This is a genomic window from Pseudomonas sp. O39 (assembly GCF_045447295.1).
GTDB lineage: Bacteria > Pseudomonadota > Gammaproteobacteria > Pseudomonadales > Pseudomonadaceae > Aquipseudomonas > Aquipseudomonas antarctica_A.
Map to the genome: position 1 here is coordinate 1 of NZ_JBJGXV010000024.1, position 12,904 is coordinate 12,904.

A 12,904-nucleotide genomic window follows, 5' to 3' on the forward strand; every position below is an offset into this window, starting at 1 on the left:
CATGTCAGCCGTAACCCAAACAACGGATATGTACACAAATCCCCCCACCACCCTCAGCGCAACCAGTTGGTGCGCGCCAACTCGATCACTTCATCACCGCGCCCGCTCATCACCGCCTTGAGCATGTACAGGCTGAAACCCTTGGCCTGTTCCAACTTGATGCTGGGCGGCATCACCAGTTCCTGCGTGGCGGTAACGACGTCCACCAGCACCGGGCCGTCATGCGCCAGGGCTCGGCGCAAGGCCGGTTCGAGGTCTTCGGATTGTTCCACGCGAATGCCGAGGATGCCCATGGCATTGGACATGGCCGCGAAATCCGGATTTTTCAATTCAGTGCCGGTGTCGAGGTAGCCAGCGGCTTTCATTTCCATGGCGACAAACCCGAGTGACGAGTTATCGAACACGATGACTTTGACCGGCAATTTCAATTGCGCCAACGAGATGAAATCGCCCATCAACATGGCAAACCCACCGTCGCCGGACATCGAAATGACCTGGCGCCCGGGGAAAGCCGCTTGTGCGCCGATGGCCTGCGGCATGGCATTGGCCATCGAACCGTGGTTGAACGAACCGATCAGGCGGCGTTTGCCGTTCATTTTCAAGTAGCGCGCAGCCCAGACGGTGGGTGAGCCGACGTCGGCGGTGAAGATGGCATCGTCATCCGCCAACTCGCTGAGTAAGCGCGCCACGTATTGCGGGTGGATCGGCCGGTCAGCCTTTGAGGGCTCTGCCAGGTCATCCAGGCCTTGGCGGGCCTTCTCGTAATGCTTCAGTGAGGTGTCGAGAAAGCTGCGGTCGGCCTTGCGGGTCAGGCGCGGCAACAGTGCTTCGATGGTCTCGCTGACGTCAGCAGCGATACCCAGGTCCAGCGTGGCCCGGCGCCCCAGCGCCTGCGGGTTGCGGTCGACCTGGATGATTTTCGCGTCGGTCGGGTAGAACTGGCGGTACGGGAAGTCGGTGCCGAGCATGATCAGCGTGTCGCAGTTGAGCATGGCGTGATAACCGGAGCTGAAACCGATCAAGCCGGTCATGCCCACATCAAACGGGTTGTCCCACTCCACATGCTCTTTACCGCGCAAGGCATGCACCACCGGCGCGCCCAAGGCATCGGCCAGGGCCACCACTTGGTCGTGGGCGCCGGCACAGCCGCTGCCGCACAGCAGGGTGACTTTCTGGCTGCCCTCAAGGATCTCGGTGAGGCGTTGCAGGTCCTGCTCCGCCGGCAAAGTGCGCGGTGCGTGCAGGGCCGGCCACGGCTTGAGCTTGTCTTGTACTTCCAGCAGCGACACATCGCCAGGAATCACCACCACCGCCACGCCACGGTTGAGGATCGCCGAGCGCATGGCGCGGTGCAGCACCTGGGGCATTTGCTCGGGGTTGGTCACCAGCTCGATAAAGTGGCTGCACTCTTTGAACAGTTCCTGGGGATGGGTTTCCTGAAAGTAGTTCAGGCCGATTTCCGAGGAGGGAATCTGTGCGGCAATGGCCAGCACCGGGACATGGTTGCGATGGCAGTCGAACAGGCCATTGATCAAATGCAGGTTGCCCGGCCCGCAACTGCCGGCGCACACCGTCAGTTCGCCGGTGGCGGCGGCTTCGGCACCGGCGGCGAAGGCGGCGACTTCTTCGTGGCGCACGTGCATCCACTCGATGCTGTCCATGGTGCGCAGGGCGTCGGTCAGGCCATTGAGGCTGTCGCCGGTCAGGCCCCAGATGCGTTTGATGCCCGCCTGTTCAAGGGTGGTCGCCAATTGCTGGGCCAGGTTGATTTTCGCCATGAAGAACTCCAATCGTCAGTGAGGTAAAAAATTGCTGATCAATAGGGGACAGTTCGATCACGGCGAATGCTCCGCTCTTAATGTGAAGATTGCGTCATGGCGGCGCGGTATTGGCGGGTGCGGCGGGCGATAAACCACTGGTCGCGGACCAACGCCATCCACGGTGCGACCTTCGGCTTGGGCAGGTGGCCGCGGCTCAGGCGGCGCATCTGGTAACGCACCACCGCCAGCGTGGCGAGGGCTGCCAGGGGTTTGCGCTGCCAGTTGATGGGTTTGAGTTGCGGGTTCAGATCGCGCCCTTCGCGCCAGTGTTTGATCAGTTGTGGTTCCAGCGTCAGGGCGGTGGCGATGCCGGCCATGGCAATGCCGCTGTCCAGCACCTGCTGCACGATTGGCAGGCGACGAATACCGCCGGTGACCATCAGCGGCATTTTGGCGAGGGTTGCAAGCGCTTTGGCAAATTCCAGGAAGTACGCTTCACGCGCCAGGGTACGGCCGTCCCGCGCGTCTCCTTGCATCGCCGGGGCCTCATAGCTGCCGCCGGATAACTCGAGCAGGTCGATGGGCAACGGGTTGAGCATCTCGACCACCGCGCGCGCATCGGCCTCTTCGAACCCGCCGCGCTGGAAGTCCGCCGAGTTGAGCTTTACCGCCACACAAAAGGACGGGCTGACGTTGGCGCGCACTGCGTTGATCACCTCCAGCAGCAGGCGCGCACGGTTTTCCAGCGAGCCGCCCCAGCGATCGGTACGCAGGTTGCTCAGCGGCGAGAGAAACTGGCTGAGCAAATAGCCATGCGCTGCGTGGATTTGCACCCCGGTAAACCCGGCTTTCTCGGCCAGGCGCGCGCTGGTGGCGAAGCGCTTGATCACGTCTTGAATGTCGTGCTCGGTCATGGCCCTGGGCTTGGCAAACATCTTCGAAAAACCGCCCAGCTCGAGTGCTACCGCTGAGGGCGCCAAGGCTTGCTGGCCCAGATTGGCCATGGTCTGGCGCCCCGGATGGCTGAGCTGCACCCAAAAGTGCACGCCCTTGGCGCGGGCAACATCGGCCCATTCACGGAAGCTCTCCAGGTGCTGCTCATCTTCCAGGGCCACGCCGCCGGGGCCGGTCATGGCGTGGCGGTCGATCATCACGTTGCCGGTCAGTAATAAACCGGGCTCACCGTCCGCCCAGGTCTTGTACAACTGCTTCAATTCGCGCGAGGGCGCTTGCCGGGCGTCGGCCATATTCTCTTCCATCGCCGCCTTGGCGATGCGGTTGGTAAGGATTTGGCCGTTGGGCAGTTGCAAGGCTTCAAAGGGCGACATGGATTGACTCCTGGGCGGGGGAGGCCTCAGGCTAAGCTTAAAGTCAACTTTAATGTCAAGCAGGGCGTGGCAATGAATATTGGTGAGCTGGCAAAACAAAGCGGGCTGGCAGCGTCGCGTATCAGGTTCTACGAGGCCGAAGGGCTGATCAGCCAGGTGGGGCGCCAGGCCAATGGCTATCGACGCTATTCAGCACAAGCGTTGCAGACCCTGCAACTGATTCAGAGCGCGCAGCAGGCCGGGTTTACCTTGCAGGAACTCAAGGCGCTGATGCCAGCACCAGGCGAGCACAAGCGCGATGAATTGGTCGAGGCACTGGAGCGTAAGGTGCAGCAGATCGAAGCGATGCAGGCGCAGTTGGCCCAGAGCAAAGCTCAGTTGTTGGGCGTGATCGAGGCGGTGCGGGCCCAGCCGGCAGATGTGCCGTGTTCCATAGGGCAGAAGCACGTGCTGGCGTCGATCAAAATCAATTCATAAAAAAGCCCTGGCATGCCAGGGCTTTTTCATGCGCTAACGTTTAGCGACGACGGAACAAGGGCAGCGGTTCATCCGTTGCGGCTTGATACGTCACCGAGAAGTCCTTGAGGCTTTCCAACGCTTCATACGGGTCTTTGTCGGCGCGCAAGGCGAAGGCATCGAACCCGCAGCGGTGCAGATAAAACAGCTGGTCGCGCAGCACATCGCCAATCGCGCGCAGCTCGCCTTTGAAACCGTAGCGGTCTCGCAGCAGGCGTGCGTTGGAGTAGTTGCGACCGTCGGTGAAGGCCGGGAAGTTCAGGGCGATGACCTGGAAGTGTTCCACGTCGTCGCCGATTTCTTCGGCTTCTTCATCGGCGTCCAGCCACACACCCAGGCCGCCGTCGCGGGCCTTGAGCGCATGGGCGTGCTCGCGCCACAGGGCCAACGGTACGATCAGGTCGTCGCAGTTGGAAATGCCATCGAAGGTCGCGTCCTTGGGCAGCAGGTGCCAGGTTTCGTCGAGGACTTCGTTGTTCTTAATGATTCGCTGCATAGACGCGCTCCTTGAACAGGTCGATGCCAATGCGCTGGTAGGTGTCGATGAAACGCTCATCTTCGGTGCGCTGTTCGATGTACACGTCGATCAGCTTGCCGATCACCTCGGGCATGGCTTCCTGGGCGAAGGACGGGCCGAGGATCTTGCCCAGGCTCGCATCGCGGCTGGCGCTGCCACCCAGGGACACTTGGTAGAATTCTTCGCCTTTCTTGTCCACGCCCAGGATGCCGATGTGGCCGACGTGGTGGTGACCACAGGCGTTCATGCAACCGGAGATGTTCAGGTCCAGCTCGCCGATGTCGAACAGGTAGTCCAGGTCGTCGAAACGGCGCTGGATCGATTCGGCGATCGGGATCGATTTGGCGTTGGCCAGGGAGCAGAAGTCGCCGCCCGGGCAGCAGATGATGTCGGTCAGCAGGCCGATGTTCGGCGTGGCGAAACCGCCTTCGCGCAGCTCGCCCCACAGGGTGAACAGTTGGCTCTGTTCAACGTCGGCGAGAATGATGTTCTGCTCATGGGAGGTGCGCAGTTGGCCGAAGCTGTAGCGCTCGGCCAGGTCGGCGACGGCGTCCAGCTGTTTGTCGGTGATATCGCCCGGTGCAACGCCGGTGGGTTTCAGCGACAGGGTCACCGCGACATAGCCCGGCTTTTTGTGCGCCAGGGTGTTGCGGGTACGCCAGCGGGCGAAACCTGGGTGCTGCTGGTCAAGGTCGGCCAGCGCAGCTTCCTGGTTGCTCAGGGCTTTGTACTCAGGATCGACGAAGTGCTTGGCGACGCGGTGGACTTCGGCTTCGGTCAGGGTGGTCTGGCCGCCGCGCAGGTGTTCCATTTCAGCGTCGACTTTCTGGGCAAATACCTCAGGGGTCAGCGCTTTGACCAGGATCTTGATCCGGGCCTTGTACTTGTTGTCACGACGGCCGTAGCGGTTGTAGACCCGCAAAATGGCATCGAGGTAGCTCAACAGGTCCTGCCATGGCAGGAATTCATTGATGAATGCGCCGACGACCGGTGTACGACCGAGGCCGCCACCGACCAGCACACGGAAGCCCAGCTCGCCGGCTGCGTTGTGCACCGGCTCAAGGCCAATGTCATGCACTTCGATGGCGGCGCGGTCCGAGGTCGAGCCATTGATGGCGATCTTGAACTTGCGCGGCAAGTAGGCGAATTCCGGGTGAAAGGTGGTCCACTGACGGACGATTTCACACCAGGGGCGCGGGTCGATCAGCTCGTCGGCGGCTACGCCGGCGAATTGGTCGGTGGTCACGTTGCGCAGGCAGTTACCGCTGGTCTGAATGGCGTGCATCTGCACGGTCGCCAGTTCAGCCAGGATGTCCGGCACGTCCTCCAGCGCCGGCCAGTTGAACTGCACGTTCTGGCGGGTACTGATGTGGGCATAGCCTTTGTCGAAGTCACGGGCAATCTTGGCCATCATGCGCGTCTGGCGCGAGGTCAGTTGGCCATAAGGCACGGCCACCCGCAGCATCGGCGCAAAGCGCTGAACATAAAGGCCATTTTGCAGGCGCAGAGGGCGGAACTCTTCCTCGCTCAGCTCACCTGCCAAGTAGCGTCGGGTCTGATCACGGAACTGCTTGACGCGGTCCTCGATGATGCGCTGATCGTATTCGTCGTATACGTACATATAGGTCCTGTTCTCGGCAAATCTGCGCGCACGGCCGCGCACTCCCAACGGAGCCGGCGCACGATACCAGTTTGCGTTTATGCGCAAAAGTGATGTTTGAGTATATGTAAATAACCAAATTGACTAATGAGAACGGTTATCGCGATACCCACATTTGTCATGAGGGCAATCATGATCTTTACTGTCGTCGAGTCTTAGTGCAATCACCTATAAAACCGACAAGAGGCGATGCGATGAGCAATTCGACCAAAGCCCGTAAACCTGACAGTACCGTTGACGCCTGGGCCATTTTGTTCCTGATAATTCTGGTGGTCGGAACCGCCGTGTTCTGGGTTAGCCACCAATAAAAGAAGGTTGGTTGAGCCTCGATTGACTGCCAGTTTGCCACTATCATGGCGGCCAACATTCAAGGCTCAAACGACTATGTTGAAGGTTCTGATTGCGTGTGCGTGGTTACTGGGATCGACGTACGGGGCGATGGCCCATGCGACGTCAGTGGTCTTTCTTAACCCGGGCACGTCCACGGAACCCTTCTGGGTCGGCTATTCGCAATTCATGCAGGCCGCTGCCAAGGACCTCGGCCTGGATTTGCGCGTGCGCTATTCCGAGCGCGACAGCAATAACACCCTGACGCAGGCGCGAGAGGCGTTGCAGGGCGCTGACCGCCCCGATTATCTGGTGCTGGTTAACGAACAGTATGTTGCCCCGCAGATTCTGCGCCTGGCCCAAGGCAGCGGGGTCAAGCTGCTGCTCGTCAACAACGCCCTGACCCCGGATCAGGTGCAGTTCCTGGACGTGTCCAATCAGCCTGACCTGCTCGGCAGCATCGTTGCCGATGACGAGCAGGCGGGCTACCTGATGCTCACCGAGTTGCTGCGTCAACATGGCCCCATTGCGCCCGGCCAGACCCTCGACTTGCTGGCGTTCTCCGGGGTCAAGAACACGCCTGTCTCGCTGCTGCGTGAGAAGGGCTTGCGCAGGGCGCTGGATGAACACCCCGAAGTCCGGTTGCGCCAATTGGTGTACGGCGAATGGAACCGCCAACGCGCCCTTGAACAAGCCACTCAGCTGTTCAAGCAGCACCCGCAGACGGCGCTGGTGTGGTCGGCCAATGATGAGATGGCCCTGGGCGCCATGCAGGCTCTGCAGGACAGTGGCCGCGTACCGGGCAAGGATGTGTTGTTCAGTGCGATCAACAGCTCGTCGCCCATCCTTGAGGCTCGGCTCGACGGTCGACTGAGTGTCCTGGTGGCGGGGCATTTCACCCTGGGCGGTTGGGCCATGGTGCTGTTGTATGACGATGCCCATGGGGTGGATATCGCCCGGCACGGCGGGAGCGAGCGTGAGGTCGCGCTGTTCCAGCTGATTGGGCCGGAGCAGGCGCGCCGCTTGTTGCAAATCAATGCCGGCAGCGATTACAGCGTGGATTTTCGGGCGTTATCGGCCTTGGGCAAACCTGAAAGCTATCGTTACCCGTTCAGCCTGCGCGCTGTGTTGCCTTGACCCTCCTCAGACGCCGGCCAGGTGCAGCACCAGCTTGACGATGCCGAACAGCGCCAGCGCAAACACCGCCGTGAACAGAATTCCCAGGATCACAAAGTGGCTGGGCTTGCCGTGGGTAAAGTCCCGCGCGCGGTTCTTGCCGCTCTGCACACCGAAGGCGGCGGCCATCACACTGTGCAGCATTTGCCAGAAGGTCGGTGGCTTGTTGTCGACTGGACCGTTCATACATCCCTCGTCAGGTAGATCTCCCTACAGAGCATAGACAACTCTCGGTGAGGCCACGCCCGTTGTATGTATGCACCAACGACCAAAGGCTGAGCGGTGATGTGCTGTCACTCCCAATCACAGGAGTGACACCATGCCCGATTCCTCGAAAAGGCCGTTCCGCAATGGCTGGTCGACACGACGCCAGCCCGCAGGTTGGCACTTAAAGAAACCGCGGCGGTCTTGCCCGACTGGTACAAAAACGCCTCGCCCGAACAGCGCAAGACCGTCAACGCGAGCGTCAAGGCCAGCGCCGTCGCTCAGGTTCAGTTGGACAAAACCATGTCGACGTTCCAGGACGTTGATGCATTCGCCAAGCCATTACTGCCCAAGGCGTTGAAAGAACAGTTCCAGGTGGAAATCGACGTCGACAAGACGTTGTTATGCCCCAGGCAGCCCGCTGCAGGTCAGTACGATTGAGATAACGGTTGACGGTATTGGGGCTGTTTTTTTGGAGGATGTGGAAGCTGTCAAGTTCAAGCAGCTTCCACATGGGTGGAGTTAGTGCGATTCACTCACGGCCTGGGCAGTTCCAGCTTAAGGAACAGCTCCTTATCCAGCGGCGGTTTGATCTCGGCTTTATCCAAATTGACCACGGCTCGGTTGTCAGCGCGAGCCCGTTCGATCAGTTCTTTACGCGTAAACAGGCGCTCAGCTTTAGTCTTTAGATGGCCGAAGGCCGGTGTTAATGCTGGAGTATCGGCCGCCGGGTAATGAAAGTGCGCGTACCACAGGACGGTTTCTTCATACGGTTTCCCATGTTTTATTTGGCTTTTATCGCGTATCACGTATTCGCTGAGATAGTCGCCTGCCTTCAATAAAACTCGGCTTTTGACCAGGTTGATATCGACAAAACCGTGTTGCCACAGGTACGCAATATTGGACGCTTTGGGGCGCTGTTGCTTGTAGCCCTCGCTGCATACTTCACGTGCCAGCTTGAGTGTGGTGGATGACTCGTCGCGGTAGGTGTTCATCATGGCGTTGGCATCTGCATGCGAGGCATGATTACGTTCGATTTCATCGGCCAGGGCGGCCATTTTGTTCGCATGCGGGGTCAACATGTCTTGCCAGTCCAGCGGGTTGAGCATTTCGCCGCGTGTCGGGTCCTGAAGCTTTCTCTGCAGGCCGCGTATCTTGCGTTCGATTTCCGCCCTTTGGGGTATCGCGCTTTCTGCCTCACGTTTAATCGCGGCCAATGAGCGAACCACCGGCGCAGGCGGTTGTGTGGCTGGCGTCGCCGCAACAACCTCGACCCATACGCCTTCATTGGCGTGTTCGAGGTAGGTGGCGACGATCTGCCCGGTGATGGGGTCGTTGATGTCGACAAATTGGCCGGGGTCCTCCGGTCGAGGATCGCGCAAATCACCCACCAGGCTGCTGTTGTTGCGCGTCTTGATGACTTTCCTGGCGGCGGGTTTCGCCCGGGTCGGGCTGGCAGAACTTGGCAGGAGGGCAAACCCTTGGTCTGTCAGGATCAAATCGGCCAGCTGTGCTTCAAGGCTGGTACGGGTGTCAATGAGCTGCTCCAGGAATGGGGTTTGATACTCCTCGCGCACAAAGCCGGAGCCCATTTCACTTAATGAGTTAACGGCGTTCTCGAGTCGCTCATAGCGTTCAAGGACGCCCTTGAGTACGGCAACTTGCTCAACCGTAGAGTAGCCACTGGTTGTACGCATTTCCGTGTGCGCCAAGACGCTGGCTGTGGTTTTTGGATCAGTGAGTTCCTGGACGAAAAGAAACTCCGCCGGTTCTCGGGAACCGTGGGAGCGGTCCAGTACCAGCTCGGTAAGGAATAGCAGTGCGTGTTGCTTTAGGGCGATCGAGGATATCTTTTGGTCGGTGGGCCTGTCTTGCAATAGAAAATTGCGCAGTGCGGGGTCTGCCTGTTTGAGGAAGGTTTCGATTTTTTCTGCAGGCTCAACCATCTGTTCGAGCGCTTCAACCTGTAGCGTCTTGGTGTTGATGTACGCCTCGTAGGCGTCTGTGACGTTGTCGCGCAACTCTCTGTTGACGCGGTCTCCGAGCTCCACGGTGTTTTCGCCGCGTTCGGTTTCAAGGGTGTCGGTAAATTTTTGCGACAACACCTCAAAGATTGACCCCCAGTAGTTATAAGCAAACTGGGTTGCGACGTCGCGTGATCGTTTGTGTCTCGGGTCCGTTCTGTCGGCTTCCATCAGTTCGCCGTTCTTGACTTCGATCTTCTGCATTGTCGGGTTAATCACCTCCGCGTTTTGCCGGTAGTTGTCGAATGCGATATCCCAATGCAATTTGGCTTGCGCGGTCATGAGTTGTCTTTGCGCATGCCGTTCTGTGATTCTGGCGTGCAGTTCTGGAAGCGCAGTCGAGGTGCCGAGCCTTATCCAATCCTCTCGCAACGCTTTTTTATGTTCGACCAGTTGGGTCCTGGCCGTGTCCAGCGCTGTTTTGAACGGAAGAAACGTGATCGCCAATGGCAGCATTTCGGCATTGAGACTTTCCAGGTCTCTCTTCAGCGCGGCTATCCGATCTCGATGCTGTCGCTGCCATTTATCCAGCTTTTCCCTGGGCATACCGCCTTCCAGCCGAGCCTTTCGTTCCAGCCGCCAATGCCCTTGTCCGTCGCTGGCCAACTTGAAGCCAGGACGCTGCGGGTGCTGCGGGTCAACCAGGTAGACCTCGCCGAAACCGGCTACCACGCTGACTTGAAACAGCAGCCCGCCGACGCTGGCGTGCCAGCTATTGTCAATTCTGTACAGCCCCTTGAGCGGGCCGCTTGCCTCGGCGGGTGGCAAGGTTTCGGGCCACGGCACGTGAACATCGAGCAGCGCCTTGAGCAACTTCGCGCTGCTCTGGGGGCTGGCTATCGAGCGGCTGAAGTCCAGCGCGGTGTGGCCTGTCGCCGGAGGCTCACCCGGAAGCGCGACCGAGCCGTGTTGGACCGGTGCAGTGCTCTCCGGAGGCGGCAAACCCGCAGTGCGGCGCCAGGACGCCAGGTGCAGAGCGTTGTCTTGCGGGGCGAGTTCCGATAACGGCTGTCGGGCGCCATCCGAGGGTGTGGCGGCATGCAACAGCACCATCGCGGTATTGAGCAACAGGTCAATCAGCGCCAGCTCGCGGGTGGTCGGGTCATCGCTGTCGAGTCCGGCCAAATCCTGTTCCAGGCTGCTGACCAGGACCAGGAACCAGCCCGCCAACATGGCCGGGCCGCGCACCAATGGCAGCAACAAGGTGTTGAACAGCAGCCAGGCACCTTCCATCACGATCGCCCAGCGGCTTTCGCTGTTGGACACCGACTCGCGATCAGCCAGGTCGACCATCGCCCTTGCGGTGCTGCCGAACAGGTGGCCAAGCAGCTTGCCGTTGACCTGTGACTGAAGCCATTCATCGGCACCCTCATCGACTGCCAGCGTCGCGGGGGCCGGCTGTTCAGGCGGGGCGAATTCATCCCCGGGCAGGAAGCGAATGATGTGCGGCTCTTTAAACCCGCCGTGATCGTAGATCGGACGCGCCTTGTCGCTTAGCCAGGTCAGCACGCTCGTCTGCACCGCGCCGGGAGTGGCAAGCGCATCCAGCAAGGCCTGGCGTGTGGGGTATTGATACAGGCTGTCGGTATACAGCGGCCGATACAGCAGGTGCGGGCCGATGTTGGCGTCCCGAGGCTCGATAACAAACATGTTATTGACGGTGTCGGGCGTGGCTCCGGCTTTTCGGCACAGGGCCAGTGGGCGCAGGACGATCTCCTGGCCGTCGACGATTCTGTCGGCGGGGGTGTCGCCCATCAACGCCTTGACATAACGATAGCCTGTTGTGGTGACGCCATACTGCTGCCTGATCCGGTACTCCAGCGCCTGCATCGGCAGGTGGACCTTGAGTTCGCGAGTAAACAGGGTCTCCCGTTGGCGCGCGTCGCTCGTGTCGGTGAGCAACAGGTCCTTGATCTTCTGTGGATAGGCCGTGCCAATGTCGACGCGCTGGATCAACCCCTGGCTACCCAGCAAGTAGTCTGTGGTCATCCAGTCCGGCAGTGTCTCGGCACTTTTGGCGGCGAGCGTCAGCGTGCCTTTGGGCTTGCCGGCGAGGTTCTTCAGCGCCAGCTCCGTCAGCGACATGCGTACATGCTCGATAATGCCGGCGCCGCCCGGGTAGCCGGCGGCCACGGCGAAATCCAACACCAGCTCGTCGGGATCGTAATCCTCATGGTCGGTTTGCATCTGTTTGCGCAATGCGTCGCGGCTGAAGCTGTGGATGTTTGCAATGCCCTCGTTGAAAGATCGGCCCTGATTCTGTTTCATCACTCGCGCCATGTCCTGCAGATGGCGGTGGTAGGCAAAGCGGTAATCGGCACTGGCGTGCTTGAGCCACGCGGGCAGCTGGCGGTCGACCTTTTGCAGGCGCGCAGCAGAAGGCACCGGGACCTTGGTATACAGTAGGGCTGGGTCCGTGAGTTTATTCAGGGCTTGGGCAAGCGCTGCTTCGCTTTGGCCTTGAAATGACAAACTCGCCAGGTCTTCAAGTTGCTGATTGAGAATAAGCCCGGCCTGCTGTTCGAACACGTTGCCTTCAGGCTCATTGCGCCGCCAGGTGATGCTGTCGCACTGGAATTGGTTCTGCATCCTGGCCCCCCAGGTTTCGCCAAAGGCATCCATCGAGTCAAACGGCTCGACAGCCCCCGTCAGGCTGCACAGCAGCACCTGTTGGTCGCGCACCAGCAGCAGGTCCGGCGTGAGCAGGCGTACTGCTTTCCCGGCGCTGGAAAGAGTGGTTTCAATGAAATAGGCATACGTGGTGGGCGTGGAGCGGGGCAGACGCTCGAGGCGCCCGGGCCAGGCGGCGGTGACAGCCAGCATGTCCCGTTGTACTTCGGTCAGGCCTGAGGGGCCTGCTGCTGCCGCGGTCATCTGACCATTGAGAAATTCGCCCAGCCATTGCCAGCGACTGCTGCCGTGGCTGTCGGTGGCGCTCCAGTAGTCAGCCAGGGCGTGCTGGAAATACAGGTAGAGCGATGAGGGTAACGCGTCGATGAGTTGCGCGATGACCTGCATGTCGATCAGCGGCAGCGCTGCGGGCTTCAGCACCGTAGGCACGTTTTGCGTCAGGTAGAACGGCAGTTCACGGCGTGGCTGCAGGTCAAGTAGCTGCGGGTTCAAGACATGTGCGATAGCGATGTTCATCAACAGCGGGTAGGTATAACCGCCAGCGGGGGCCGGGGTGGCCAGCTTGACCGAGAGCAGGTCCAGTTGCAGGGTCGGATAGCGCTGCAGGATGCGCTCGCGCAGGGCATTGAACACCACTGAAAACAAAGCTGGGCGAGTGGCGAAACGCTCATGGACAGCCTGGGCAGGTAATTGGCCCAGGGCTGTGGGTAACACGGGGTAGGTTGGATCGGGCATGACGAAATCCTGTTTCCTGTTTCAAT

Annotated in this window: 9 protein-coding genes; 3 read left to right on the forward strand and 6 right to left on the reverse strand. The window is 60.1% G+C overall.

The genetic code is table 11. The annotated features are described in order from the left end of the window. Nucleotides 1-53 precede the first annotated feature (53 nt). Together poxB and ACI77D_RS23985 are read right to left on the reverse strand one after the other, a co-directional pair. The gene (poxB, locus tag ACI77D_RS23980; protein ID WP_064451996.1) at nucleotides 54-1,778 is read right to left on the reverse strand and encodes a ubiquinone-dependent pyruvate dehydrogenase; all 1,725 of its coding nucleotides are present in this window, start codon (nucleotides 1,776-1,778) and stop codon (nucleotides 54-56) included. 77 nt (nucleotides 1,779-1,855) lie between these two features. Beyond that, the gene (locus ACI77D_RS23985) at nucleotides 1,856-3,088 is read right to left on the reverse strand and encodes an NADH:flavin oxidoreductase/NADH oxidase family protein (protein ID WP_259762648.1); all 1,233 of its coding nucleotides are present in this window, start codon (nucleotides 3,086-3,088) and stop codon (nucleotides 1,856-1,858) included. A 72-nt stretch (nucleotides 3,089-3,160) separates the two neighbouring features. Between ACI77D_RS23985 and ACI77D_RS23990 the strand changes: the two genes are divergently transcribed. Beyond that, nucleotides 3,161-3,565 (forward strand): MerR family transcriptional regulator, encoded by a 405-nt coding sequence (locus ACI77D_RS23990; protein WP_064451998.1) that lies wholly within the window; start codon nucleotides 3,161-3,163, stop codon nucleotides 3,563-3,565. A gap of 40 nt (nucleotides 3,566-3,605) precedes the next feature. On the opposite strand, the gene ACI77D_RS23995 is transcribed toward ACI77D_RS23990, so the two are convergent. Both ACI77D_RS23995 and ACI77D_RS24000 read right to left on the reverse strand, forming a co-directional pair. Next, nucleotides 3,606-4,100, reverse strand: a complete 495-nt coding sequence (locus ACI77D_RS23995; RefSeq protein WP_262667635.1) for a DUF934 domain-containing protein — start codon at nucleotides 4,098-4,100, stop codon at nucleotides 3,606-3,608. Next, entirely contained in the window at nucleotides 4,084-5,742 is a 1,659-nt protein-coding gene (locus ACI77D_RS24000) for a nitrite/sulfite reductase (RefSeq protein ID WP_064452000.1), read from the reverse strand. Before ACI77D_RS24000 ends, ACI77D_RS23995 begins: the two co-directional genes overlap by 17 nt. A gap of 423 nt (nucleotides 5,743-6,165) precedes the next feature. Here ACI77D_RS24000 and ACI77D_RS24005 point away from each other — a divergent pair, with 423 nt between their 5' ends. Beyond that, entirely contained in the window at nucleotides 6,166-7,245 is a 1,080-nt protein-coding gene (locus tag ACI77D_RS24005) for an ABC transporter substrate-binding protein (protein WP_407017617.1), read from the forward strand. Between the two features lie 6 nt (nucleotides 7,246-7,251). Here the strand turns inward: ACI77D_RS24005 and ACI77D_RS24010 are convergent, their stop codons facing one another. Continuing rightward, a complete protein-coding gene (locus ACI77D_RS24010; RefSeq protein WP_064452002.1) occupies nucleotides 7,252-7,470 on the reverse strand; it encodes a DUF2970 domain-containing protein in 219 nt (72 codons plus the stop codon). Nucleotides 7,471-7,692: 222 nt separating this feature from the next. Between ACI77D_RS24010 and ACI77D_RS24015 the strand changes: the two genes are divergently transcribed. Continuing rightward, complete coding sequence (locus ACI77D_RS24015) at nucleotides 7,693-7,929, forward strand: hypothetical protein (RefSeq protein ID WP_407017618.1); 237 nt, start codon at nucleotides 7,693-7,695, stop codon at nucleotides 7,927-7,929. Between the two features lie 95 nt (nucleotides 7,930-8,024). On the opposite strand, the gene ACI77D_RS24020 is transcribed toward ACI77D_RS24015, so the two are convergent. After that, nucleotides 8,025-12,878: a dermonecrotic toxin domain-containing protein gene (locus tag ACI77D_RS24020; protein ID WP_407017619.1), complete on the reverse strand. Its 4,854-nt coding sequence runs from the start codon at nucleotides 12,876-12,878 to the stop codon at nucleotides 8,025-8,027. Nucleotides 12,879-12,904 lie beyond the last annotated feature (26 nt).

Excerpts from the sequence above, each read along its gene's own strand:
- poxB (WP_064451996.1), bottom strand. The coding sequence starts at position 1,778 with ATGGCGAAAATCAACCTGGCCCAGCAATTGGCGACCACCCTTGAACAG.
- ACI77D_RS23985 (WP_259762648.1), bottom strand. The coding sequence starts at position 3,088 with ATGTCGCCCTTTGAAGCCTTGCAACTGCCCAACGGCCAAATCCTTACC.
- ACI77D_RS23990 (WP_064451998.1), top strand. The coding sequence starts at position 3,161 with ATGAATATTGGTGAGCTGGCAAAACAAAGCGGGCTGGCAGCGTCGCGT.
- ACI77D_RS23995 (WP_262667635.1), bottom strand. The coding sequence starts at position 4,100 with ATGCAGCGAATCATTAAGAACAACGAAGTCCTCGACGAAACCTGGCAC.
- ACI77D_RS24000 (WP_064452000.1), bottom strand. The coding sequence starts at position 5,742 with ATGTACGTATACGACGAATACGATCAGCGCATCATCGAGGACCGCGTC.
- ACI77D_RS24005 (WP_407017617.1), top strand. The coding sequence starts at position 6,166 with ATGTTGAAGGTTCTGATTGCGTGTGCGTGGTTACTGGGATCGACGTAC.
- ACI77D_RS24010 (WP_064452002.1), bottom strand. The coding sequence starts at position 7,470 with ATGAACGGTCCAGTCGACAACAAGCCACCGACCTTCTGGCAAATGCTG.
- ACI77D_RS24020 (WP_407017619.1), bottom strand. The coding sequence starts at position 12,878 with ATGCCCGATCCAACCTACCCCGTGTTACCCACAGCCCTGGGCCAATTA.